Below are 23,966 nucleotides of genomic sequence, written 5' to 3' on the forward strand. Positions count from 1 at the left end.
CTAACCAAACCGGGCTAACCGCTCCTCCAGTTGTTGTTGCGCTTCCAACCAGTCAAATTCAATCTGTTCCAGCTGTTTTTTCAGTTTGACCTGATCAGCCAGTAATGCGGTTAAGCGCACTTTGTTTTCTTCGGTATAGATCGCACCGTCTGCCAGTTGGTTTTCAATCTCACGCAATTGCGCCCCGCACTTATCCAGCTGGCTTTCCAGTTGTTGGATTTTTTTGCGCAACGGTGCCGTTTGCTGGCGCAATTCGGCCTCCAAGCGTTTTTGTTCTTTACGGTTCAGCGGACTTTCGCTTTTATCAACCGCACTTTCACCGGTTTTATCCGCTGTTTGACCACTGTCTTGATGGGTATTACTTTGATTCACATTGTCATTCAACCATTTTTGGTAATCGTCCAGATCGCCGTTGAAATCTTCCACCTTGTGATCGTGCACCAGATAGAAATCATTCACCGTATTGCGCAGCAAATGACGATCATGCGATACCACCACCAATGAGCCTTGATAATCCACTAGCGCCTCGGTCAAAGCTTGGCGCATATCCAAATCCAAGTGGTTGGTCGGTTCGTCGAGCAACAATAAATTCGGGCGTTGCCACACGATTAACGCCAATACCAACCGTGCCTTTTCACCGCCGGAAAAACTGTCCACCGGCTGTTTGACTTTATCGCCGTGAAAGGCGAAACCACCGAGATAATCGCGTAACTGCTGTTCGGTTTGCTGCGGTGCAAGCCGTGCCAAATGCCAAAGTGCGGTTTCGTCGGCGCGCAGGGTGTCCAGTTGGTGCTGCGCAAAATAACCGAGTTGCACGCCCTTTGCCAACTGCACTATGCCGTTCTGTGGCGCGAGTTCTCCTGCCAGCAATTTGATTAAGGTCGATTTGCCTGCGCCGTTGCGCCCCAATAAACCGATACGCGAGCCGGGCACGAGATTGAGTTTGACCGATTGCAGCACGGTATGATCGCCATAACCGGCACTCACTTTTTCCATCGTCAAAATTGGATTGGGCAAGGATACCGGCGGGCGGAACTCAAATTTAAACGGATTATCCACATACGCCGGCGCAATCAGTTCCATCCGTTCCAAGGCACGGATTCGGCTTTGTGCTTGTTTGGCTTTACTGGCTTTGGCACGGAAACGGTCGATATAGCTTTGCAGGTGTTCGACTTTTTGCTGCTGTTGGCGATACAAAGCATTTTGCTGTGCCAGTTTGGTGGCGCGCTGCACTTCAAATGAAGAGTAATCGCCGCTGTATTCGTTCAGTTGTTGTCGTTCGATATGCAGAATTTTACTCACCACCGGATCGAGAAAATCACGGTCGTGCGAAATCAGGATCAAAGTGCCGGGATAACGGCTTAACCAACGTTCCAACCAAATTACCGCGTCGAGATCCAAGTGGTTGGTCGGTTCGTCCAACAGCAATAAATCGGAGCGGCAAATCAAGGCTTGCGCCAAGTTTAGCCGCATGCGCCAACCGCCGGAAAAAGATTTGACCGCACTTTGCAGTTGTTCGTTTTCAAAGCCCAAGCCGTGCAGCAAGGTTGCCGCGCGCGCTTGAATCGTCCAAGCGTCAATCGTATCCAATTTGGCGTGCAACAGCGCGATTTGGTTGCCGTCATTATTCGCGTTCGCCTGCTCTAATTCATGGGTTAATTGAGTGTATTCGCGGTCGCCCCGAATCACATAATCCAACGCGCTGATCGCCAGCGCCGGCGTTTCTTGATTGACCCATGCCAATGCCCAGTTGGCGGGAAATTTGATCTCGCCGCCTTCGCTTTGCATTTCGCCTTTCAACAATGCCAACAATGACGACTTGCCACAGCCGTTTTTGCCGACTAAGCCGACCTTCTGTCCGGGATTAATACTGGCGTTGGCGTGTTCCAATAATGTCGTTACGCCGCGTTTTAAAGTCAGGTCACTAAAAAAGATCATTTTTTATTTTATTTTGTTAATAGATTATTGCACAATGATAACATAACTCTCCATCATTCAAGACAAATTCAGGATGAATAATGTTTGATTCTCTTATTGTACAGTTTGTGGTGCTGTGGGCGGTGATCGACCCGATCGGTTCGGTGCCGGTTTACCTTGCCAAAACGATTGGACTGCCGTTGGAAGCCCGCCACCGCATTGCGCGTAATGCCACCCTGATTTCCGCCGGGATTTTGGTCTTTTTCTTAGCCGTCGGGCAGTTGTTATTAGAAGCCATGCAAATCCCGCTTACCGCCTTCCAAACCGCCGGCGGCTTGGTGTTATTGCTGTTCGCCTTAACCATGATTTTCGGTGAAGGCAAACCGAGCGAAGAAATGCGCCTACCGTCCAATCTGAACGAAATTGCGGTATATCCGCTCGCCGTGCCGTCCATTGCTTCACCCGGCGCGATGATGGCGATTGTGTTGTTGACCGATAATCACCGCTTTAACTTTGGCGAACAAATGTTGACCACCCTGATCATGCTGTTGATTTTGCTGATCACCTATCTGTTGTTTATTGCCGCCAACCGTATCCAGCGGATTATCGGCACCACCGGCGCAGCGATTATCAGCCGGGTAATGGGCTTAATTCTAGCCGCCGTCGCTATCAATAATATTTTGGTCGGGGTGCGCGATTTCTTTATGTACGTCAAATAAGGAACCGTACGTAGATCCGCGAAATGACACGCAACAACTTCGAGCAATGTTGGGATCGTTTTAAAACCGTAATCACAACGCAAGAAGCGGGGGGAGATGTTTGCAATTGCAGTTAATGGAGCCGCGCGCGGCAAGGGCGTGGCAACCGCACTTTGGGTTACGTCGATACTTATTTGATAGATAAAAACTTGACGGTTAGCCGCCCAAATCTAAATCGTTAAAACTTCATTTGACCTTGTCCCGCTCTTTCGGTAATCTCGAATCCGACACTTTAATTTTTGTATAAAAATAATTACACAATTAAAGTTTGCTTGTTTATACTCCGCTTTAATCGAGGTTTTCCGTGTCTCAACTAATAAAAGAAGCTGGCGCAAAAGCCAATCAAAGTGCGGTCATCAACCCGCCACTGTACAGCCACAAACGCGCCCATCGCGCCGCCCTCAGTAGTTTTATGGGCGCGGTGGTCGATTGGTATGATTTCCTGTTGTACGGCATTGTTGCCGCCTTGGTGTTCAATCACCAATTTTTCCCGAATATCAGCCCGAGTATGGGCACTTTGGCGGCATTCGCCACCTTCGGCATAGGCTTTCTGTTCCGTCCGCTCGGCGGTATTGTGTTCGGGCATTTCGGTGATCGGATCGGGCGTAAAAAAATGTTGGTGTTGACCGTAGTGTTAATGGGCGGTTCGACGGTGTTAATCGGCTTGCTGCCGAACTTCGCCAGTATCGGTTGGGCGGCGCCGGTGCTGTTGGTCGTCTTGCGTGCGATTCAAGGTTTTGCCGTCGGCGGCGAATGGGGCGGCGCGGCATTAATGGCGGTGGAAAGTGCGCCGCCGGGCAAAAAAGCGTTTTACAGTAGCGGCGTGCAAATCGGTTACGGCGTCGGCTTAATGTTGGCAACCGGCAGCGTGTCACTGATTATCTATTTCTTCGGCAACGAGGCGTTTCATGACTGGGCGTGGCGGATTCCGTTTATCGCCAGTGTGGCGCTGCTGTTGGTCGCACTGTGGATTCGCCGCCATCAGGAAGAATCGACCGAATTTGAGCAAACCGTGATCAACGCCAAACAACAGGCGCAACGAATGCCGATTATCGAGGCGATCTCGCGCCACCCGAAAGCGTTTTTATACATTATCGCCCTGCGTTTCGCCGAGCTGCTGACCATGTATCTGGTGACCAATTTCGCGCTCAATTATTCAACCCAGCATTTGGGCATGTCGAGCAGCGTGTTCTTGAATATCGGTTTGATGGTCGGCGCCATCAGCTGTTTCACCATTCCGCTGTTTGCGCGCATTGCCGACCGCTATGCGCGCAATAAAATGGGTTATCGTATGATGTGCGTCGGCGGCGGTATTATCGGTGCGCTCAGCGCCGTACCGTTCTTTTTCGCAATGGAGCAGGGCAATGTGTTCTGGATTTATCTGTGTGCGATTCTGTTGGCAAACATTGCGCATGATATGGTGGTGAGCGTGCACCAACCGCTGTTCACCGAATTTTTCGGCACTGCCTATCGCTACAGCGGCGCCGGCGTCGGCTATCAGGTTGCCAGCATCGTCGGCGGCGGTTTCACCCCGTTTATCGCCGCGGCGTTAGTCACCTGGTACGACGGCTCTTGGTATCCGGTGGCGATCTATCTGATGGTCGGCTGCCTGTTGACCGCACTGGTGGCGGCAAGAATGCAGCGCAGTTAACCGCACTTTAGCTAAATAAAAAAGCCGCCTCCAATGGGGCGGCATAAGTTTGATTAAAAGCGATAGCCGATATTCAGATAGGCTTTGCTACCACGTTCCTGCTGATAACCGTTATACTGCCAACCCAATCCGGCTTGCCAAGCATGGTAATTGACGGCAAACGCGAATTGTGTGCGTAAATGACCCCGTTGTTGTGCCGTTGCTGTCTGCGTGATCGCGACGCGATCTAAATGGCTGGTTACGCTGAACGGGCGCGAAGCAAGATGTTGGCTATATGCCAATGAAATGCTTGGAATCAATTGCCAATCACCATATTGGAAAGTGCGGTTTAACTGCAGATCCAGTAACAGATTCGTTTCGGTTTGGCGAATTCTGCCGGTATTCAGCGCCAACTCACTGCCTTGCTCGCTAAATTCTTTCAACTGCAAGTGATTCACTTGCAGCCCGAACGACGGCTGTAACGTCCACGCCTGCCGTTGCCACAAATAACCGGCACTGAAGCCGACACTACCGTTCCAACCCCGGGTTTTGCCATGGCTGCCGTCCGCCACGCCGTTAAACTGACGTTGCTGTTTATAGTTGATGTTGGCGAATGCCAGATCCCCTTCGACAAACCAGCCTTGCCGTTCCGACAGCAAAAAGTGACGCGCGGCGGTCGATAAGCGGGCTTCGCGGATATTTGCGCTTGCGTACGCTTGGCTCGCCGTAAAACGGTTGTTCGATACGCTGGCAAGCCACAACGTTTGCGGCGAGAGCCGTTTACTCACGCCCACTGTCTGTTGTGTCGCACGATAATCGACCCGTGCGCCCCGTGCATTTGCGCGGTAATGGCTATTATCCCGTCCCAACTCGCTCCACACCTGTAACCCGTCGCCATGCAACATCTGATGGTCGTTCAAGCGGCGCTGGAGCAAAGTGCGGTTTAACGCCGCTTGATCCAACAAATAGCTGACGCTGTTAGCATAAATACCGTTGCCCAAGGTTTGCGGCAATCGCTGCCAATCGCCGCTTTGCAACACCCTGGTCAGCCAGCGGTTATAGTGGCTGCGGCTGAAAGCCAAGCGACTGTCGCGCAATTGATTTAAGGCGTCAATCGCGTTGGCTTCATTACGGTTGGCACTTTGCGCGGATAAACGGCTTGGATTGACATTCAACAGCACGGAGTCCGAATTAAATTGCAAATCATAACGCAAACCTTGGCTTAACAGCGCCTGCGGTTGCTGCAATGCGGCAAAGCCGCCGCTATAAGCGGCACCGTTTTGCAATTGCAACAGCGTTGCCCGCGTCTGTCCGGCTTTGGCTTGGCGCAGATCCAATCCGTCTGCCGTCAACCGCCCTGCCAACCGCACTTGCGCCGCCTGTCCGTCGGCGCTAATGCCTTGTGCGGTCAGTAAATTAAACTGTGCCGAATCTTGCAAACTCAGACGATTGACAAAACGCATTCCTTCGGCAAATAAGGTACCGCTAATCTCACTGGCGGCGGCAATGACGCCGCTCCCGCCCAAGCTGCCTTGTGGATTGACCTGAAGCGATGGGCTTTGTAAGCGCTGATTCACTTGTAGGCGACCTTGCTCCACCACCGCACTTTGCTGTAACCGAGTGTCGCCTTGCAATACCAAAGCGCCGCCGGCGACGGTCAAACCTTGCAAACGGTTGCCGTCACCCGCCAAAGTCAAACTGCCTGTGCCGCGTTTGCGCAAGCGCCCGCCGCCACTCAAGCTGTTCGACCAACGATCGTCACGGTTTAAGGTGTAAGTTTCATCGCCCAATAGCTGTGCCGGGCCTTGCAACGCTTTGCCGACATTGACCATGCCCCAACCGAACGTGTCATCAACCCCTTTGCTGCCCAAATCGGTGGCGGTGGTCAACATCACATCGCGCACCTGCGTCATGTCCATATACTCAAAGCGCTGTTTCAGCAAGGCGGCCACCGCACTGATGGTCGGCGCGGCATAGGAGGTGCCCTGTTCGGCTGTGAACGAATAATCCACTGTGCCGGCGGTAGGATCACCGGCAATCGACAGCAGCGCCATCGTACCCGGCGCGGCGATACACCAGTTTTTACTCACGCCGCAATGGTTGGAGTAGCTTTCCAGTTTGTGATCCGCCCCGACCGCAATCACCGACAGATAATGTTTTTCCATTTCGGGGAAATAACGCGGCAGTGCCGCCAAAATACCCGGCTGGCGTTTCGACTCGTTACCGGCGGCAAACACCTGCAATACGCCTTTCTCCGTTGCCTGATGTAAACTGCTTATCAATACATTGGATAAATTTAGTTTGCCGCGATATTCCTTATCCATTGCCGCCGCCTGCTCGGCAACCGGATCTTCGTTCCAGCTGTGATTCATAATATGTAGCCCGGGCGCCTTAGCCGACATCTGTTCAATCGCAACGGCAAACATCGTGCGCGGCAGCGGATCTTTACCAAGTAGCAGCTTTTTATCTTCGGCTTCATTGCCGCTGCCCGCCGGAGAACCGCTGGTCGGTTCATATGAAGCTTGATACAGCGTCACCCCTTTGGCAATTCCGCCAAAATAGCTCAAGCGCGGATCCTGTGTTGATTGCAGCCCATTCGCCGCAATAATGCCGCTGACCTGTCCGCCGTGGCTGCTGTAAATCGGTTTGCCGCTCTCTTGATCGGTTTCCTGTACCAGTTTAGTCGGGTCAAACCTATAGGATTTGCCGTTTAAGGTCTGGCTGAATACTAACGGAATCAGATTGCGCTTGTCTTTTAACAACGGGTGTCCGTTAAAAAAGCCCGAATCGACCACGCCGACCACTACGCCGCTGCCGTTATATTGCGCCGCGATCTGATCGGTTAATCCAATTCCTTCTTTCGGTTGTTGCAAATATTGCGCCAGTTTTTGCTGCTCAGCGCTCAGTTCCGCCGCTTGTAGCAAGTTGGCGAGCATGATACCGCTTACTATCAGGCTGAGCGATGATTTTTTAAATGGAAATCCAACTACAGGAAATTTCAACATAACAATCCTTATTTTTATTATCAATGTGACTGAATTGGTTATTTTTGACTATTTGAAAACGATATAATAACCATTCCCAACTTCAAAATGGGCGCCACTTTATGTAATAAAAAAAGTAACGACAAGGTAGTACCTGCCGTTGCGCGCTATCATCGCAATGATTTACCCTAACTCAAATAACCGCTTGTTTTTTAATGCGATACGTATGGTTTTATCGACTATTTTTGTTAAAGGTAAGTTTGTGGCGGGGATTTTTATCTTTATCACAGATAAAAAACAGCCTGCATATGCAGGCTGCTTAGAAAGGATAGGTGATTCGTTTGCGGAGATAAAGTGCGGTTAGTGGCGCGTATCTTCCTCATCATCGAAGTCTTCGTCATCATCAAAAAATTCACCGTCGTCGCCGTATTCGTCCTCATCGGCGTTCGGGTCTTCAAAATAAGTGCCCCAACCGTCATAGGCGCCGCCGTGTTTTTCAACTAACGGAATCAGTTCATTTTGCTGCGCGTCGATGAGTTCGGCTTTCAGTTCGATTTCGCTGATAATATCGCAGCAGAACAGCTCATTGCCGCTTTCGTCTTCCAGCTCTTCCGCTTCCGATACTTCATAACCGGCTTTAAACGCATCAACGGCAATTTTTTCCAACTTATCAAAATCACGGTGGGAAATGTGGTGTTCAATGATGTATAACGCCTCAGGATCGCTGCCGTCGTTGAATAAATCCTCGATAATCTCGCGGGTTTCCCGTTGCAACTGCTCACGCTTCGTTTTCATACTTTCTCCTTAATTGAAATAAGCGGATTCTATTTCCCGCACATTGTAAGACCGGTGCCAAAATTAAACAATCCTTATCTTTTTCCCTGTGATTTCCAACCGATAAACCACAGGATCATGTTAAACAAAAGATGATTTGTAACAAGCTGTTAGCCGCTTGTTAAGATTTAATCCGAGTTTGATAAAAACGTGATCCAGATCACTCTTTAGAGGTAAATAACACTTAAATATTCGCTTCAAGCGCCTATAATTTTTCTCAGAAAATTTTTAATTTAGATAAACTTTAGGAGAAATCATTATGAACAAAACGACAACAGACACGGCTGTCAGTCCGGCACAAGCGGAAGTCAACCAACTGGTCGAGCGCGGCTTGCTTGCACTGGAGGAGTTTCGCAAGCTAAATCAAGAGCAAGTTGATTATATCGTTGCCAAAGCCTCGGTTGCCGCCCTTGATCAGCACGGCGTGCTCGCCATGCACGCCGTGGAGGAAACCGGGCGCGGTGTGTTTGAGGACAAAGCCACCAAAAACCTGTTTGCCTGCGAATATGTGGTGAATAATATGCGCCATTTGAAAACCGTCGGCGTAATCAGCGATGACGATGTCACCGGGGTTACCGAAATTGCCGATCCGGTCGGCGTGGTTTGCGGGATCACCCCGACCACCAACCCGACCTCGACCGCGATTTTTAAAGCCTTAATATCCTTAAAAACCCGGAATCCGATTGTATTTGCTTTCCACCCATCGGCACAACAATGTTCCGCCCATGCCGCACGTGTGGTATATGACGCGGCGGTTGCCGCCGGTGCGCCGAAAGACTGCGTACAATGGATTGAAAATCCGTCGATGGAAGGTACGGCGGCATTGATGAAACACCCGGGCATTGCCACCATTTTAGCCACCGGCGGTAACGCCATGGTGGAAGCGGCTTACTCTTGCGGCAAACCGGCATTGGGCGTCGGGGCAGGCAACGTGCCGGCATATGTGGAAAAAAGTGCGGATATCAAACAAGCCACCCACGATATCGTGATGTCGAAAGCGTTCGATAACGGCATGATTTGCGCCAGCGAACAAGCGGCGATTGTCGATAAAGAAGTGTATGACGATTTTGTCAATGAGATGAAATCCTACGGCGTGTATTTCGTCAATAAAAAAGAAAAAGCGTTATTAGAAAGCTTTATCTTCGGAGTAAAAGCCAATTCCGCCAATTGTAGCGGCGCAAAATTAAATGCGGCGGTGGTCGGCAAATCCGCATTTTGGATCGCCGAACAAGCCGGTTTCAGCGTGCCGGAAAAAACCAATATTTTAGCCGCCGAATGTGCCTTAGTCGGTGAAAAAGAGCCGTTGACCCGTGAAAAACTGTCGCCGGTGTTAGCGATTCTCAAATCCGACTCCACCGAACACGGCTTCGAATTATCGGAACAAATGGTGAATTTCCACGGTTTGGGACACTCCGCCGCAATCCATACTAAAGACGCCAAGATCGCCAAGGAGTACGGCGAACGGGTGAAAGCAATCCGTGTGATTTGGAATTCCCCTTCCACCTTCGGCGGGATCGGCGATGTGTATAACTCCTTCCTGCCTTCCTTAACCTTAGGTTGCGGTTCTTATGGTAAAAATTCCGTCGGCAACAATGTCAGTGCGGTCAATCTGTTAAATATCAAACGCGTGGGCAGACGGAGAAATAATATGCAGTGGTTTAAAGTGCCTTCAAAAATCTACTTTGAACGGGATTCCATCCAATATCTACAATCCATGAAAGGCATGGAACGCGTGGTGATCGTCACCGACCGTACCATGGTGGATTTGGGCTTTGTTGAAAAAATTGCCAACCAACTGACGGCGCGCGGCAACCATGTCACCTATCAATTGTTCGCCGATGTCGAGCCGGATCCGAGCATTGAAACCGTGCGCCGTGGTACGCAACTGTTACGTAACTACCAACCGGATACTATCATCGCCTTAGGCGGCGGCTCGGCAATGGACGCGGCAAAAGTGATGTGGCTGTTCTACGAACAACCGGAAGTCGATTTCCGTGATCTGGTACAAAAATTCATGGATATTCGCAAACGGGCGTTCAAATTCCCGCAATTAGGACGCAAAGCGCGCTTTATCGGCATTCCGACCACCTCCGGCACCGGCTCGGAAGTGACGCCGTTTGCGGTGATCAGCGAAGGCGATAAAAAATACCCGATCGCCGACTATTCATTAACCCCGACCGTGGCGATTGTCGATCCGTCGTTCACCATGAGCGTGCCGGCGCACGTTGCCGCCGACACCGGTTTGGACGTGTTGACCCACGCCACCGAAGCCTATGTCTCCACCTTGGCAAACGACTTCACCGACGGCTTGGCATTGCAAGCGATTAAGCTGGTGTTTGAATATTTGGAACGTTCGGTCAAAAACGGCGCGTCCGATCCGGAAGCGCGCGAAAAAATGCACAACGCCTCGACCATCGCCGGCATGGCGTTTGCCAATGCGTTCTTGGGCATGAACCACTCGTTGGCGCACAAAATCGGCGGCCGTTTTCACACCCCGCACGGACGCACCAATGCGATTTTAATGCCGCACGTGATCCGCTATAACGGCACCCGTCCGCAAAAAACCGCGACCTGGCCGAAATATAACTACTACAAAGCCGATGTGAAATACCAAGACATCGCCAAAGTGCTCGGCTTGCCGTGCGCCACCCCGGCGGAAGGGGTCGAAGCCTTCGCCCAAGCCTGTTCGGATTTAGCGCAAAAAGTCGGGATTAAAATGTGCTTTAAAGATCAAGGTTTGAACGAACAAGAGTGGATGGACAGCCGCCGCGAGATCGCCTTGCTGGCGTTTGAAGACCAATGCTCCCCGGCAAACCCGCGCTTGCCGATGGTGGAAGATATGGAAGTGATCCTAACCAAAGCGTTTTACGGCGACAAGTAAGTGGCGACAAATAAGTAAAGCCTAATCTTATCTCGCTGAAACCGCACTTTTAAATCTGAAAGTGCGGTTTTTCTTATGTTATCTCGACGGTTATTTCTGCCAATGTGCTTGCCACCACGCCAATGCCAAGCCGACCATAAGCCCTGAAATATGCGCCGCATTGCCGACCGCAATATCAACTAATGGCGAAACAAAGCCGAACAACACACCGATCAGCAGCAGATAAATAAAGCCGCTCGGCAAGCGGTAACGCTGTTGCGGATCAAGCCGGCTCAGCAGATAGACATAGCCCAACACGGCGAACACCACGCCGGACAAACCGAAAAATGCCGCGCCGCTAAAGGCGTTTTGTACGCTGCCGCTGATCACCGCTGCGGCGAAAAACAGCATAAACAACTTGCCGCTGCCGTTTTTGCGTTCGATCATCGCGCCGAACACCAGCCAGTAAGTCAGGTTGAACAAGATATGCGAAAACGACAGATGTACCAGCGCATGGCTGACAAAACGCCACAGTTGCGAATATTGGCTGCTATTTTCCGGATAATGCGCCCATTGATACACCTCGGCACGATAGCCGCTCAGAGTCAAGAGATAGACCGCGACACACAGCAAAGCAAGCGTCCAAGTCAGCGGCGCCTGGCGCAGTGCGTTGCGCCAATTGCCGATATTCGGCAGCCAACTGCTGAAACGCCCTTGCAGCGAATAGGTTTCGCCGTCCTGCCAGCTGGCTTGGGTATATTTTTCGTCAAACGGATCGCGCCGATACTGTTCCGCTTCGCCCAAAAGTGCGGTCAGCTGCGGATCGTCTTGTTCCACTGCCAATAAATAAACGTTCTGTTCTTGATACAGCGGCAGATCGCGCTGATAACGCTGACGGATATAATCTCGGAAACGCAGTGCCAACTCCGCTTGCTCGCTGCTGAGGATCACTTTCATCATAATAATTGCTTCAGTAATAAATGCTTCAGTAATAAACGGATTGCGCTATACTAGCCGTTCGCTCAAAAGATGAGAAGTACAAAGGATAAAAAAATGACCAAACCACAACTGCCGACCGGCTTTTCCGCTTTTGCCTGGGGCTTGGCGCTGTTTTGCCTGCCTGCCATTTTGTGGCCGCTGGCGCTGTTGATTTCGCCGTCGGTTGGCGATCATCCAAGCTTGAGCAACCGCGAAGTCTATTGGCTCTCCACCGCACTTTGGCTGTATCCGTTGCTGTTATTGACGGTTGCAGTATTACTGAACAAACTGCGCCAATCGGCACCGCGTCTAGCGCAGAGCTTGTTGTTCGCCGGTTTTATTTTATTCTATGGTTTTTTAAGTTATTTGATTACCGCCCTTCTTCCTTGATGTGAAAAGGTGCCTGAAGGGCGGATGAAAGTGAAATCAAACAATGCCCCCTCATCCTGATTTTCGTTTCTGAACAAAGCGAAAATCTGTCCTTCTCCCACAAGGGGCGAAGGGAAGATCACCATGAATCGAGACGATAAAAATCCTTTCTCCCTTGATGGGAAAAGGTGCCCGAAGGGCGGATGAGAGTGAAATCAAACAATGCGCCCCTCATCCTGATTTTCGTTTCTGAACAAAGCGAAAATCTGTCCTTCTCCCACAAGAGGCGAAGAGATTATCACCATGAATCGAGACGATAAAAATCCCTTCTCCCTTGATGGGAGAAGGTGCCCGAAGGGCGGATGAGGGTGGACTTAATCGTGCAAATCACTCTCGGTCGGCAGCCCGGCACGCAGCCAGCCGTCAAAGCCGCCTTGTACGCTGTACACGTAATCAAAGCCCTGCTCCAGCAAAAAGCGGGCGACGTTGAGGCTGCTGACACCATGATAACAGCTGACCAACAGCGGAAAGTCATAGTCATAACGATCCAACAGTTCGCCGTAACTTTGATTGGTTAAATGAAACGCCTGCGGTGCGCGGCGGAAGCGGTAATTTTGTAAATCGCGAATATCCAGCAACAGCGCCGTGCCGTCCTGCACCTGCTGCCAAGCCTGTTGTGGCGTAACGGTTTCGATCTCGGTTGTCATCGCATATTCCCTTACTGACGGATGTTGCGCGAATGTTAACAGTTTAAGCCGCGTGATGAAAGCAATTAAACCGCCGTTTTGCGGTTTAAGCGATACATCCAGTAACCGCTGAGAAAAATCAACAGATAACCGCCCCAACTGAACCAATCGGGATACTGCCCAAACAATAACACACTGAACAGCGCGGCAAACAGCACCGAAGCATAAGAATAAATCGACACTTCTTTGGCGCTGGCGTAACGGTAAGCCAAAGTAATGCCGAACTGCCCGACCGTCGCCATCACCCCGGACAGCAACAAATAGCCAAGTTGTTGCAACGACATCGGCTTAAACTGCCATAACACCGGCGGCAGCAGTGCCAAGGTAGAAAAGCAGGAAAAGAAAAACACGATGGTGTAAGGCGATTCCACTTTCGGGCTCAACGCCAGCACGCGCAACATCAAATACGCCGCCGCCGCGAACACCGCACCGAGAATCGCGATCAGATAGGCGGAAAGTGCGGTTTGCATTGAATCGGCAAACGGACGGATAATCAGCACCACGCCGAGCAACGCAACCAGACACAGCAGGATTTGGCGTGGCGTCACCCGTTCTTGCAGAAACAGCGCCGACAGCGCGATTAAGATAAACGGCGACAGTTTCATGATCATATCGGCGTCACTCAACAGCAGGTGATCGATGGAATAGAACCCCAGCAACACGCCGAACAAACCGAAAACCGAACGCAACACTAAGGTGCGGCGGTTTTGCTTATGCCCGATAAAGGAAGTGCGGTTTTTCCACACCAAATAGCCGCTCAGTAAAGCCGCGATGGCATTGCGGAAAATCGATTTTTCCGTCACCGGCAGATCGCCGGCAAGTTTGATACACACCGCCATCACGGTAAAACCCAAGGCTGAGATCAGCATTGCCGCAATGCCTTTACTGAGATCCGTCATCTTAACCGCACTTTGACTTTAATTAGTGATTTTTATGGGTAGTGCCGTATAAAATCCGGTCGGTATACGCCATCGCCAACGCCGACGCCAAAAAGCCGAGGTGCAGCAGCAACTGCCACATCATCTGCTTCTCCGGCAGATTGCCGACATTAATGAAAGTTTGCAACATGTGAATCGACGAAATACTGATAATCGCCATCGATAATTTCACCTTCAGCACCGAGGCGTTGACATGGTTCAACCATTCCGGCTGATCCGGGTGATCATCGGTGTTCAATTTGGAAACGAACGTTTCATAGCCGCCGACAATCACCATAATCAACAAATTGGCAATCATCACCACGTCAATCAGGTTCAGCACCGCCAACATCACCATGCTTTCGTTCATCTGATTCAGGTTGGCCAGCAATTCCCACAGCGATTTGATAAATTTATAAGCATACACCATTTGCACCACAATCAGCCCGATATAAATCGGCAGTTGAATCCAGCGGCTGGCAAAGATGATTTTACTGAAAATCGAGGTTCTTCTGACCCGATCTCTTTTTTCAACGGTTGTTTCCATATTATGTGTCTTCATTAAGAGGTGAATAAAAGTGAGTGGAAAATTACCGATTTTCCGGCGAAATAGCAAGATTCGGCACAAGAAAATTATCGACAAAACGCGCAAGAAGTGGCATAAAATAACCGTAATCAACAAAAAGTGCGGTTTAAGGAGAAAACTGATGTTAAAAAAAGTAGCGCTGATAACGGCGGCACTGATTTTAGCCGCTTGTAGCAGTAAACCGGTGATTGATCTGGCGGACAGCCAACGCGACGCCAAATCCTATGCGATTGCTTACCAAACCACGGTGCAGTCGTTTGACGGCATTGTCGATAAAAACTATGAAGTCGATGATTTTGCGCGCGGCGCGCAGGCGTGGTATCGCGGCGATATTAAAGAGAGCGTCGCCAACATGCGTGATAAGCTGTACAACCAACTGCAAGACAGCAATATTTACGCCTTTCGCAGCGGCGTGGTGTTCGCCGGCGAACTGCAAAACAACTTTTCCCGTTTAAACAGCAATTGTTGGTCGCAATTGAATAAACCGAGCCTGACCCAAGGTATCTACGATGCAATGCGCGATTTAAGCAAAAGCCGTGTGCGGACGGAAAATGATCCCTATCTGAGCGCCGGCACCGAGCAATTCTTGGCGGTTTGTCAAAAATAGCGGATAAAATGTGATACATATCACTTTTTAAGCAAATTTCCCGCCGTTTACCTTGAACTGCGCAGGCGAATGGCGAATAATAAAGCCATCGTCAATTTGTCGTTGTAAAGAGACTCATAACTACAGCGGCAAAATTTTTTCTTTCTTTGCTGAAACGATTTTTCAAGGAGATGCAAAAATAAACCGCTTGCTTTTTGTACAGCAAAAAAGATAACGTTTTTTCTTTACCCGTAACTATAGGAGCAATTGAATGTTTAACTTACCGGAAAACAACATTCATTTATCAGCAACTGCCGATAATAAACAACAAGCAATCGAAATGGCGGCGAACGCCTTGGTGCAAGCCGGCTATGTCGAAGCGGGCTATCTGCAAGGCATGTTAGCGCGCGAACAGCAAACCTCCACCTTTTTAGGCAACGGCATTGCCATTCCGCACGGTACGTTGGAAACCCGTGATATGGTGAAAAACACCGGCGTGCAAATTTTCCAATTCCCGCAAGGAGTCGAATGGGGCGAAGGCAACACCGCTTATATCGTAATCGGCATTGCCGCCCGTTCCGACGAACATTTGGCATTATTGCGCCAATTAACCCACGTGTTAGGCGATGACGACACCGCCGCTTCATTGGTCACGCTGCAAGATAAAGCCGAATTCCGCGCGATTTTGATGGGTGAGAAAACAGAGCCTGCGTTGCAAGCGGATTTCATCTCATTAGATGTTGACACCGCCAGCGTGCTGACCTTAACCGCGATTAACGCCGGTAAATTGGAAGCCAAAAGTGCGGTCGATAACCGTTTTGTCAGCCAAGTCATCGCCGATCCCGGCTTGCCATTAGGTAACGGCATTTGGCTGAACGATAATGCGCAAGGCAACCAATATAACGCCGTGGCGTTCAGCCGTGCCAAACAGGCGTTTCAAAACGGCAAGGGTCAAAGCGTACAAGCGGTGGTGACCGTCGCGGCACTTGACGATCAATTAAACCCGGTATTAACCCGTCTGCTGAATAACGAGCTCCAAACCGCACTTTTAACCGCCAACAGCGCGGAACAGGTGATGGCGTTGTTAGAAGGTAAATTGGCGGCAAGCGTAGCGGCAGGTACCACGGCAAGTGCGGTCGATCACGTGATCGGCACCTTCACCGTGCGTAACGAACACGGCTTGCATGCCCGTCCGGGTGCGCTGTTAGTCAGCACGGTTAAACCGTTTGCCGCCAAAGTCACGGTGGAAAATCTGGATCGCCCGGGCAACGCCGTGAACGCGAAAAGCCTGATGAAACTGGTGGCGCTCGGCGTGGTTGCCGGACACCGTTTACGCTTTGTGGCGGAAGGCGATGACGCCAAAGCCGCGATTGAAGCCATTGGCAAAGCGATTGCCGACGGCTTGGGCGAAGACGCCGGCGTAACTCCAAAAACACCGGATACGATTGAAGAAGTGGCAAGTGCGGTCGCCGCACCGGCAAGTAGCACGCCCGCCGTGCAAAGTGAGTCGGCGGCAAGTAGCGAAGCACAAGCCGAAGGCACTTTCAGTCTGAAAAATGAACACGGCTTACACGCCCGCCCTTGTGCTTTGTTGGTGCAGGAAGCGAAGAAATTCCAATCGGCAATTACCGTAGAAAATTTAGATCGCCAATCGGCGGCAGTGAGTGCGAAAAGCATGATGAAAGTAGTCGCCCTCGGTGCGCTGAAAAACCATAAATTGCGCTTTGTCGCCAAGGGCGATGACGCACAGCAGGCAATTGACGCCATCGGTGCGGCGATTGCCGCCGGTTTAGGCGAATAATAAGGGGCTTCACATGGCAAAAATTGCAACGATCACCTTAAACACCGCCTACGATCTGGTCGGGCGTTTACCGCGCATTGCGTTGGGCGAAGTCAATACCGTCGAAACCTTGGGGTTGTTCCCGGCAGGCAAAGGCATTAATGTGGCGAAAGTGCTATATGATTTGAATGTCGCTGTAGCGGTGAGCGGTTTTCTCGGCGAAGAGAATCAAGGTGACTTCAGCCAGATGTTTCAGGCGTTGAATTTGGAAGATAAATTCCAACGTGTTCCCGGTAAGACACGGATCAACGTAAAAATCACTGAAACGGAGGCTGATGTCACCGACCTGAACTTTTTAGGCTATCAAATCAGCGACAGCGACTGGGCGAAATTTACCCAAGATTCGCTGAACTGGAGCAAAACCTTTGATGTGGTGGCGGTGTGCGGCAGCTTGCCGCGCGGCGTCAGCCCGCAACAATTCACCCAATGGCTGAGTCAATTGGGACAAAGCGGCGTGAAAGTGGTGCTCGACAGCAGCAACGCCGCGCTGACCGCCGGTTTAAAAGCCAATCCGTGGTTGGTGAAACCAAACCAACGCGAATTGGAAGCTTGGATCGGCAAACCGTTAAACAGTTTGGCGGAGATTATCGCCGCCGCCAAACAACTGAAAGCGCAAGGCATTGCCAATGTGATTATTTCGATGGGCGCCGAAGGCTCGGTGTGGCTGAGTGACAAGGCGGTGGTGCAGGCACAGCCGCCGAAATGCGAAAACGTGGTCAGCACCGTCGGCGCCGGCGATTCGATGGTCGCGGGATTGATTTACGGGATCAGCCAAGGTTGGACACAAGCGCAAACCTTGGCTTTTGCCAGTGCGGTTTCCGCTTTTGCGGTTTCGCAAAGTAACGTCGGTATCAACGATCGCACGTTGCTCGATACGATTTTGCAGCAAGTTAAAATTAACGTTCTAGAAGGATAACAACATGAAAATTCTACTGGTAGAAGGCAGCGCTTTAGGCAAAGCGAAAACCTTTTTGGTACGCCAAGTATTAGCCGCAGCCGCCGGCAATGCGACACATCAAGTGGTGGACAATGCCGCCGACGCCGATCTCGCCGTGGTGTTAGGCGATAATTTGCCGAATAACCCGCAACTGGCAGGCAAAAAAGTGTATCTGGCAAACCTGGACAGCGCCTTTAGCGCCCCGGAAAAAACCTTGTCCGACGCGCTTGCCAATGCGACAGATTATGTGGCGCCAAGCGGTGCAGCGGCGGCAAGTGCGGTCAGCACTGGCGGGAATGCGGTTAAAAATATCGTTGCGGTTACTGCCTGCCCAACCGGCGTGGCGCATACCTTTATGTCGGCGGAAGCAATCGAAGCCTACGCTAAACAGCAAGGTTGGAACGTGAAAGTGGAAACCCGCGGTCAAGTGGGCGCCGGCAACCCGATCAGCCCGGAAGAAGTCGCCGCGGCGGATTTGGTATTTGTCGCTGCCGATATTGATGTGGATTTGAGCAAATTCGACGGTAAATTGATGTACCGCACTTCCACCGGTCTCGCCTTGAAAAAAACAGCACAAGAGTTCGATAAAGCGTTTAAACAAGCCAAAATGTTCACTGCCACGGCACAAAGTGCGGTTAAGCGGGAAGCGAAAAGCGAGAAAAAAGGCGTGTACAGCCACTTGATGACCGGGGTATCGCATATGTTGCCGGTGGTGGTTGCCGGAGGCTTGATTATTGCGCTGTCGTTTGTCTTCGGGATCGAAGCCTTTAAAGAGGAAGGCACGTTAGCAGCGGCATTAATGCAAATCGGCGGCGGCAGCGCCTTTGGTTTGATGATTCCGGTGTTGTCCGGTTATATCGCCTACTCGATTGCCGACCGCCCGGGCTTAACCCCGGGTTTGGTCGGCGGCATGCTCGCCAGTTCCCTCGGCGCCGGTTTCCTCGGCGGGATTATCTCTGGTTTCTTAGGCGGTTACGTCTCGAAATTTATCGCCGACAAAGTGCAACTGCCGCCGACCATGAATGCATTAAAACCGATTTTAATCATTCCGTTCTTTGCCACCTTAATCACCGGCTTAGTCATGATTTATGTGGTTGGCGACCCGGTGGCTTGGATTATGAACAGCATGACCGAATTCCTGAAAGGCATGCAATCCGGCAGCGCAATTATGCTCGGTATTATCTTGGGTGCGATGATGTGTTTCGATATGGGCGGCCCGGTCAACAAAGCCGCTTACACCTTCGGCGTCGGCTTACTGGCTTCGTCCACCTACCTGCCAATGGCGGCGGTGATGGCGGCGGGCATGGTGCCGGCATTGGGCATGGGCTTGGCAACCTTCTTGGCGCGTAAAAAATTCTCCGCCAGCGAGCGCGAGGGCGGCAAAGCCTCATTCGTATTGGGATTATGCTTTATCTCCGAAGGCGCAATCCCATTCGCCGCACGCGACCCAATGCGCGTGATCCCAAGCTGTATGGCGGGCGGCGCCCTAACCGGCGCACTCTCCATGCTGTTCGGCGCACAACTGATGGCGCCGCACGGCGGAATCTTCGTTTTGGCAATCCCGGGCGCAATCCAACCGGTGTTGTTATACTTAGTGGCGATTCTTGCCGGTACCGCCGTCACCGGCTTCCTGTACGCCGCAATCAAACCAAAAGAAGAAGAGTTGGTTTAATCCTGGCTGCGTTAAAATGCAAAACCTCGGTCTCGTGCCGGGGTTTGAGATTGCTGACAAACTGACTTCTCTCCCTCCGTCCTTCGGACACCTCCCTCCGTATACGGAAGGAGGGAAATTATTCGAGAAAGCGACTTTGTCATCCGCCTAAAACCCCGGTCTTGTGCCGGGGTTTGAGATTGCTGACAAACTTACTTCTCTCCCTCTGCGTGCGGAGGGAGTACCATTTTTTGCAAGAAAAATGGGGAGGGAGGGGGAATATGAAAATGCAACATATTTATTTTTAACATTCTTTATGCCTCCCTCCGTCCTTCGGACACCTCCCTCCGTATACGGAGGGAGGGAAATGATTAGAGAAAGCGACTTTGTCATCCGCCTCAAACCCCGGTCTCGTGCCGAGGTTTCTTTTTTATCCCATTGTTAAAGGCGTGACATTGCTGCCAACGGGATAATTGCGCCGCGGTGTTGAATCACCGTGCCGGCCAGTTGGTGTCCTTGCCGAACCGCACTTTCTATATCACTGCCACATAAGCGTGCCGCCAAATAACCGGCGCTGAACGAGTCGCCGGCGGCGGTGGTGTCGATCACCTTTTCGGCGGCAATGTTATTGGCGGCGATGTCAACGCGTTGCCGCTGCACGGCGACAATGCAACTGTCTGCGCCGCGCTTAATCACGATTTCGTTCACGCCGTAACCCTGCGTGCGCGCAATCACCGTTTCAACTGCACTTTCACCGGATTTACCGCCCCAAAGTGCGGTTTCATCGTCAAGGGTTAAAAAGGCAATATCGCTAAGCAATAAGATTTGTTGATACACCTGCTGTGCGGTTGCCACATCTTGCCACAGGCGCGGACGGTAGTTGTTATCGAACACCAGCTTGCCGCCGTTGCGTTTAAATTCGGCTAACAAGGCGTACAGTTTTTCTCGGCTTGCCTGATCCAAAATCGCCAGACTGATACCGCTGAGATAGAGATAATCAAAGGTTGCCAATTGTGCCGTAATCGCCGCGCTGTCGGTGGTTTGCAGCCAGTAACGCGCCGCCGAATCGTTGCGCCAATAATAGAAACTGCGCTCGCCTTGCGGATCGGTGACAATCGAATACAAACCGGGCAATTTGTCCGCCAAGGTTTGCACCAACTCGGTGCGAATGCCTTCTAGCTGCCACTGCGCCAACATCTGCCGGCTGAACGTATCTTGCCCAAGTGCGGTTACATAATGGATTTCAGCAGCTTGATTTTTCAGCAAGCGCGCCAGATAAACGGCGGTATTCAAGGTATCGCCGCCGAACGCCAATTGCGGTGGCTTTGCCTGTTTCAGCGACAGCTCGATCATACATTCGCCGATAATGGCGACTTTTTTCGTCATCTTGCCATTTCCTCGCTATAAGGTCACACCGCTTTTGAAAATCGCCAGTTCGCGGAAATCATTCAGCTCGTTTTTACTCGGCTGCCCGTTGACCGTCGCCACCAGCAGATCGATAAATTGTTGCAGCAACTGCGGCATTGAAACCTCATGCAGCAACTGTCCGGCATCAAAATCGATCCAGTGCTTTTTGCGCTGCGCCAATTCGCTGTTGGTGGCGATTTTCAGGGTCGGTACAAAACCGCCGTAAGGCGTTCCGCGTCCGGTGGTAAAGAGTACGATATGACAGCCCGCCGCCGCTAAGGCGCTGGTCGCCACCGCGTCATTGCCCGGGGCGCTCAATAAATTCAAGCCGGGTGTTTGCAGGCGTTCGCCATATTTCAGCACATCGACCACCTGACTATGTCCGGCTTTTTGCGTGCAGCCGAGCGATTTATCCTCCAGAGTGGTGATCCCACCCTCTTTATTGCCCGGCGATGGGTTTTCATAAATCGGTTGTTGGTGGCGGATAAAATAGTGTTTGAAATCATTCACCATAGCAACGGTTTTATTGAACACCTGCTCGTCGCGGCAATGGCTCATTAAAATCCGTTCCGCACCGAACATTTCCGGCACTTCGGTCAAGACGGTGGTGCCGCCGTGACTGGTTAAATAATCGGAAAACCGCCCCAGCAGCGGATTGGCGGTGATACCGGAAAAACCGTCGGAACCGCCGCATTCCAAACCGAATTTCACTTCGCTCAGTTTGCCCGCCTGCCGCTTGTCTTGCGCCATTTGCCGATATAAGGTGTCGAGCAAGGCAACCCCGGCTTCAATCTCATCTTCCACTTTCTGCGACACCATAAATTTCACCCGCTGCGGGTCATAATCGCCTAAGGTTTGTTGAAACACGCTGACTTGATTATTTTCACAGCCTAAACCGATCACCAGCACGCCGCCGGCATTCGGGTGTTTGACCATATCCTGCAAAATGATTTTGGTGTTTTCGTGGTCGTTGCCCAGCTGCGAACAGCCGTAGCTATGGTTAAACGTATAAACCCCGTCAATCGCCAGTTCAGGGTGATTCTGCAAAAATTGTTTTTGAATCTGACGGGCAATGCCGACCACACAGCCGACCGTCGGCACAATCCAGAGTTCGTTACGGATTCCGACATCGCCGTTTGCACGGCGATACACCTGCACCGCTCTGTCCGACCCTTGCGCTGCAAGTGCGGTTGAAACCGGTGTATATTGATAGTCATTAATATCGCTTAAATTGGTTTTGGTGTTATGCATATGCACATGTTCGCCCAACACAATCGGCTGCGTGGCATGCCCAATCGGGTAACCGTATTTGATCACCAATTCTCCGCTTGCGATCGGCTGCAAGGCAATTTTATGCCCGCGCGTCACCGCACTTTTGATCGACAGGATTAAACCGTCCAATTCAACTTGGCTATCGGCGCTTAAATCCTGCAACGCAACGGCGACATTATCCTGCGGATTGATTTTAATCAGCTGTTTCATGGCTCAATCCTTACAATAAATTCTTAAGGAAGTCCGAATGCCGTGATCCAAAATCGATTGCAGTTGTTCGGTGACCGCCAGCGTTAAACCGGGTTCCACGGTTAAATCCACTTGCCAGTGGTCTCGTTGCGATAAAACATTACTCACCAACTGGGATAACGTCATCTGTTGTGTTTCAACTTGCCGCCACCACAACGCATAATGTTGCAACCAAAATGGATCATCATTTAACGGAATCGTTTCATTATTACGTTTACCGCGATAAAAAGCGATTAGCGCCGCCAAGGCAAAGGTCAAACGACGCGGCAAACGGTGAAATTTCTGATGATACGCCAATAACTGCGGCAGAATGCGGGTGACATATTTGGTCATACTGTTCAACGAAATCGACAGTAGCTGATGTTTGATAAACGGATTGCGGAAACGCTTGATCACATCTGCGGCAAACTGCTGCAGCTCCGCTTGCGGCAACGACAGCACCGGAATGATTTCCCGATGAATGGTTGCCTCGACAAACTCACGCAATTGCGGATCGTCCATACTTTCGCCGACATAATCCATGCCCGCCAGATACGCCACCGGCACAAGTGCGGTATGCGCCCCGTTCAGAATCGCCACTTTGCGCTCTTTATACGGCTTAATGTCGTCCACCACCAAAATATTCATCTCGGCTTGATCTAACTTGAGCAGCTGCTTCACCGATTCAGGACCTTGGATCACGAACAGGTAAAAATATTCGGCGGTGTCCCAGAAGCTGTCTCGGTAGCCGAATTCCTGCTCAAGCGCTCTCACTTCATCACGCGGATAGCCGGTGACAATGCGATCGACCAAGGTGGAACAAAAAGTATTGTGTTGTTCAATCCAAGCGCTAAAGTGCGGTGTCAACCGCCACTGCGCCGCGTATTTCAGCACCAGTTGTTTCAGTTGCTCGCCGTTATAATCAATCAATTCGCATGGCAATAAAGTCAAGCCTTTGCTCGGATCCCCGTTGAAATGGGCAAAACGTTCATACAGCCAACGGGTCAGTTTGGCGGGATAACTGCTCGGCGGCGCATCATCGAATTTATCCTGTTCATGATAGCTGATCCCGGCTTCGGTGGTGTTGGAAAATACCATTTGAATATTTTCATCGCGCGCCAACGCCAGATAAGCGGCAAAATCTTGATAAATATTGATTTCGTTATTGACCGAGCGGATAATCCGCGCTTGTTTCACCGCTTCGCCTTGCTCATTTAAACCACGGATAATCGTAGTATACAGCCCGTCTTGGCTATTTAACGACAGTGGAAAATCGGTATCAATCGGACGCACAACGCTCACCCCGGCGTTTAACCCGGTTGTTTCATTCAAAAGATCAATTTGCCAGTCAATAAAAGCCCGCAGAAAATTCCCCTCGCCAAATTGGAGGATTTTGGTCGGGTATTGCGGACCGGGGAAGTTAGTTCTATTTAATTTTTTCATTTTATATCCTTATACAAAATTCA

General features: G+C 51.0%; 18 protein-coding genes. 8 read left to right on the forward strand and 10 right to left on the reverse strand.

The window, feature by feature from the left end; all coding sequences use genetic code 11:
* Nucleotides 1-1,938: an ABC transporter ATP-binding protein gene (locus ACQ31U_RS04575; protein ID WP_431053904.1), complete on the reverse strand. Its 1,938-nt coding sequence runs from the start codon at nucleotides 1,936-1,938 to the stop codon at nucleotides 1-3.
* 80 nt (nucleotides 1,939-2,018) lie between these two features.
* Here ACQ31U_RS04575 and ACQ31U_RS04580 point away from each other — a divergent pair, with 80 nt between their 5' ends.
* A complete protein-coding gene (locus ACQ31U_RS04580) occupies nucleotides 2,019-2,636 on the forward strand; it encodes a MarC family protein (RefSeq protein ID WP_431053905.1) in 618 nt (205 codons plus the stop codon).
* A 343-nt stretch (nucleotides 2,637-2,979) separates the two neighbouring features.
* Nucleotides 2,980-4,326, forward strand: coding sequence for a shikimate transporter (gene shiA / locus ACQ31U_RS04585; protein WP_431053906.1), 1,347 nt, complete (start codon nucleotides 2,980-2,982; stop codon nucleotides 4,324-4,326).
* Between the two features lie 53 nt (nucleotides 4,327-4,379).
* Here the strand turns inward: shiA and ACQ31U_RS04590 are convergent, their stop codons facing one another.
* Nucleotides 4,380-7,310 (reverse strand): S8 family serine peptidase, encoded by a 2,931-nt coding sequence (locus ACQ31U_RS04590; protein WP_431053907.1) that lies wholly within the window; start codon nucleotides 7,308-7,310, stop codon nucleotides 4,380-4,382.
* 339 nt (nucleotides 7,311-7,649) lie between these two features.
* On the reverse strand, nucleotides 7,650-8,084 hold the full coding sequence (rraB, locus tag ACQ31U_RS04595) for a ribonuclease E inhibitor RraB (RefSeq protein WP_431053908.1): 435 nt from the start codon (nucleotides 8,082-8,084) through the stop codon (nucleotides 7,650-7,652).
* A gap of 298 nt (nucleotides 8,085-8,382) precedes the next feature.
* Between rraB and adhE the strand changes: the two genes are divergently transcribed.
* Entirely contained in the window at nucleotides 8,383-11,004 is a 2,622-nt protein-coding gene (gene adhE, locus ACQ31U_RS04600) for a bifunctional acetaldehyde-CoA/alcohol dehydrogenase (RefSeq protein ID WP_431053909.1), read from the forward strand.
* A gap of 90 nt (nucleotides 11,005-11,094) precedes the next feature.
* Here adhE and ACQ31U_RS04605 read toward each other — a convergent pair whose 3' ends face one another.
* Nucleotides 11,095-11,943: a rhomboid family intramembrane serine protease gene (locus ACQ31U_RS04605; protein WP_431053910.1), complete on the reverse strand. Its 849-nt coding sequence runs from the start codon at nucleotides 11,941-11,943 to the stop codon at nucleotides 11,095-11,097.
* A gap of 93 nt (nucleotides 11,944-12,036) precedes the next feature.
* Here ACQ31U_RS04605 and ACQ31U_RS04610 point away from each other — a divergent pair, with 93 nt between their 5' ends.
* Entirely contained in the window at nucleotides 12,037-12,351 is a 315-nt protein-coding gene (locus tag ACQ31U_RS04610; protein ID WP_431053911.1) for a DUF5389 family protein, read from the forward strand.
* Between the two features lie 353 nt (nucleotides 12,352-12,704).
* Here ACQ31U_RS04610 and glpE read toward each other — a convergent pair whose 3' ends face one another.
* The 3 genes from glpE to ACQ31U_RS04625 all read right to left on the reverse strand — a co-directional run bounded on the left by glpE (nucleotide 12,705) and on the right by ACQ31U_RS04625 (nucleotide 14,540).
* The gene (glpE, locus tag ACQ31U_RS04615; protein WP_431053912.1) at nucleotides 12,705-13,037 is read right to left on the reverse strand and encodes a thiosulfate sulfurtransferase GlpE; all 333 of its coding nucleotides are present in this window, start codon (nucleotides 13,035-13,037) and stop codon (nucleotides 12,705-12,707) included.
* A gap of 65 nt (nucleotides 13,038-13,102) precedes the next feature.
* The gene (locus ACQ31U_RS04620) at nucleotides 13,103-13,975 is read right to left on the reverse strand and encodes a DMT family transporter (RefSeq protein WP_431053913.1); all 873 of its coding nucleotides are present in this window, start codon (nucleotides 13,973-13,975) and stop codon (nucleotides 13,103-13,105) included.
* A gap of 22 nt (nucleotides 13,976-13,997) precedes the next feature.
* On the reverse strand, nucleotides 13,998-14,540 hold the full coding sequence (locus ACQ31U_RS04625; protein ID WP_431053914.1) for a TIGR00645 family protein: 543 nt from the start codon (nucleotides 14,538-14,540) through the stop codon (nucleotides 13,998-14,000).
* A 160-nt stretch (nucleotides 14,541-14,700) separates the two neighbouring features.
* Here ACQ31U_RS04625 and ACQ31U_RS04630 point away from each other — a divergent pair, with 160 nt between their 5' ends.
* The 4 genes from ACQ31U_RS04630 (at nucleotide 14,701) to fruA (ending at nucleotide 19,614) form a co-directional block, all read left to right on the forward strand.
* Nucleotides 14,701-15,186: a hypothetical protein gene (locus tag ACQ31U_RS04630; RefSeq protein WP_431053915.1), complete on the forward strand. Its 486-nt coding sequence runs from the start codon at nucleotides 14,701-14,703 to the stop codon at nucleotides 15,184-15,186.
* Nucleotides 15,187-15,436: 250 nt separating this feature from the next.
* Complete coding sequence (gene fruB, locus ACQ31U_RS04635; RefSeq protein ID WP_431053916.1) at nucleotides 15,437-16,966, forward strand: fused PTS fructose transporter subunit IIA/HPr protein; 1,530 nt, start codon at nucleotides 15,437-15,439, stop codon at nucleotides 16,964-16,966.
* Between the two features lie 13 nt (nucleotides 16,967-16,979).
* Nucleotides 16,980-17,921 carry a 1-phosphofructokinase gene (fruK, locus tag ACQ31U_RS04640; RefSeq protein ID WP_431053917.1) on the forward strand — a complete coding sequence of 314 codons (942 nt, stop codon included), beginning with the start codon at nucleotides 16,980-16,982 and terminating at the stop codon, nucleotides 17,919-17,921.
* A gap of 4 nt (nucleotides 17,922-17,925) precedes the next feature.
* Entirely contained in the window at nucleotides 17,926-19,614 is a 1,689-nt protein-coding gene (fruA, locus tag ACQ31U_RS04645) for a PTS fructose transporter subunit IIBC (RefSeq protein ID WP_431053918.1), read from the forward strand.
* Nucleotides 19,615-20,034: 420 nt separating this feature from the next.
* Here fruA and ACQ31U_RS04650 read toward each other — a convergent pair whose 3' ends face one another.
* From ACQ31U_RS04650 to ACQ31U_RS04660, 3 genes are read right to left on the reverse strand one after another with little or no spacing between them, the layout of a single operon-like run.
* Nucleotides 20,035-20,979, reverse strand: coding sequence for a sugar kinase (locus ACQ31U_RS04650; RefSeq protein WP_431053919.1), 945 nt, complete (start codon nucleotides 20,977-20,979; stop codon nucleotides 20,035-20,037).
* A 15-nt stretch (nucleotides 20,980-20,994) separates the two neighbouring features.
* A complete protein-coding gene (locus tag ACQ31U_RS04655; RefSeq protein ID WP_431053920.1) occupies nucleotides 20,995-22,482 on the reverse strand; it encodes a UxaA family hydrolase in 1,488 nt (495 codons plus the stop codon).
* 3 nt (nucleotides 22,483-22,485) lie between these two features.
* Entirely contained in the window at nucleotides 22,486-23,943 is a 1,458-nt protein-coding gene (locus ACQ31U_RS04660) for a tagaturonate reductase (RefSeq protein ID WP_431053921.1), read from the reverse strand.
* Between the last annotated feature and the right edge of the window lie 23 nt (nucleotides 23,944-23,966).

This window comes from Testudinibacter sp. TW-1 (assembly GCF_050613185.1).
In the GTDB taxonomy this organism is placed as follows: Bacteria; Pseudomonadota; Gammaproteobacteria; order Enterobacterales; family Pasteurellaceae; genus Chelonobacter.

Bases quoted from the DNA above. Each gene is read 5' to 3' on its own strand.
- ACQ31U_RS04575 (WP_431053904.1), bottom strand. From the start codon at position 1,938: ATGATCTTTTTTAGTGACCTGACTTTAAAACGCGGCGTAACGACATTA.
- ACQ31U_RS04580 (WP_431053905.1), top strand. From the start codon at position 2,019: ATGTTTGATTCTCTTATTGTACAGTTTGTGGTGCTGTGGGCGGTGATC.
- ACQ31U_RS04590 (WP_431053907.1), bottom strand. From the start codon at position 7,310: ATGTTGAAATTTCCTGTAGTTGGATTTCCATTTAAAAAATCATCGCTC.
- rraB (WP_431053908.1), bottom strand. From the start codon at position 8,084: ATGAAAACGAAGCGTGAGCAGTTGCAACGGGAAACCCGCGAGATTATC.
- adhE (WP_431053909.1), top strand. From the start codon at position 8,383: ATGAACAAAACGACAACAGACACGGCTGTCAGTCCGGCACAAGCGGAA.
- ACQ31U_RS04605 (WP_431053910.1), bottom strand. From the start codon at position 11,943: ATGATGAAAGTGATCCTCAGCAGCGAGCAAGCGGAGTTGGCACTGCGT.
- ACQ31U_RS04610 (WP_431053911.1), top strand. From the start codon at position 12,037: ATGACCAAACCACAACTGCCGACCGGCTTTTCCGCTTTTGCCTGGGGC.
- glpE (WP_431053912.1), bottom strand. From the start codon at position 13,037: ATGACAACCGAGATCGAAACCGTTACGCCACAACAGGCTTGGCAGCAG.
- ACQ31U_RS04620 (WP_431053913.1), bottom strand. From the start codon at position 13,975: ATGACGGATCTCAGTAAAGGCATTGCGGCAATGCTGATCTCAGCCTTG.
- ACQ31U_RS04625 (WP_431053914.1), bottom strand. From the start codon at position 14,540: ATGGAAACAACCGTTGAAAAAAGAGATCGGGTCAGAAGAACCTCGATT.
- ACQ31U_RS04630 (WP_431053915.1), top strand. From the start codon at position 14,701: ATGTTAAAAAAAGTAGCGCTGATAACGGCGGCACTGATTTTAGCCGCT.
- fruB (WP_431053916.1), top strand. From the start codon at position 15,437: ATGTTTAACTTACCGGAAAACAACATTCATTTATCAGCAACTGCCGAT.
- fruK (WP_431053917.1), top strand. From the start codon at position 16,980: ATGGCAAAAATTGCAACGATCACCTTAAACACCGCCTACGATCTGGTC.
- fruA (WP_431053918.1), top strand. From the start codon at position 17,926: ATGAAAATTCTACTGGTAGAAGGCAGCGCTTTAGGCAAAGCGAAAACC.
- ACQ31U_RS04650 (WP_431053919.1), bottom strand. From the start codon at position 20,979: ATGACGAAAAAAGTCGCCATTATCGGCGAATGTATGATCGAGCTGTCG.
- ACQ31U_RS04655 (WP_431053920.1), bottom strand. From the start codon at position 22,482: ATGAAACAGCTGATTAAAATCAATCCGCAGGATAATGTCGCCGTTGCG.
- ACQ31U_RS04660 (WP_431053921.1), bottom strand. From the start codon at position 23,943: ATGAAAAAATTAAATAGAACTAACTTCCCCGGTCCGCAATACCCGACC.